The organism is Limosilactobacillus pontis DSM 8475 (assembly GCF_001435345.1).
GTDB classification, from domain to species: domain Bacteria; phylum Bacillota; class Bacilli; order Lactobacillales; family Lactobacillaceae; genus Limosilactobacillus; species Limosilactobacillus pontis.
This window is the reverse complement of the sequence record NZ_AZGO01000056.1, coordinates 1-289: the sequence shown is the minus strand read 5'-3', so window position 1 is coordinate 289 and position 289 is coordinate 1. Positions and strand designations below refer to the sequence as shown.

Below are 289 nucleotides of genomic sequence, written 5' to 3'. Positions count from 1 at the left end.
ATGGGCAGTTAGCTCAGCTGGCAGAGCAACGGACTCTTAATCCGTGGGTCCAGGGTTCGATCCCCTGACTGCCCATCAGAGGTTTACGGCGATTGAGGTTTTTCCTCAATCGCTTTTTTATTTTATAAATCCGGGCGCCTTCCACCGCCAATCCCCTTTTCAATAAAAAATTTTAAAAAGCCCTTGCAAAAATTGGTAGGAATTGATATTATAATAATCGTTGTCAATATGACATGGGCAGTTAGCTCAGCTGGCAGAGCAACGGACTCTTAATCCGTGGGTCCAGGGT

At 45.7% G+C, this 289-nt stretch carries 1 tRNA gene; it reads left to right on the top strand.

The features are described 5' to 3' along the window. Window positions 1-2: 2 nt before the first annotated feature. Window positions 3-75 (top strand) — tRNA-Lys (locus tag FD34_RS05495). The last annotated feature ends 214 nt before the right edge of the window (window positions 76-289 follow it).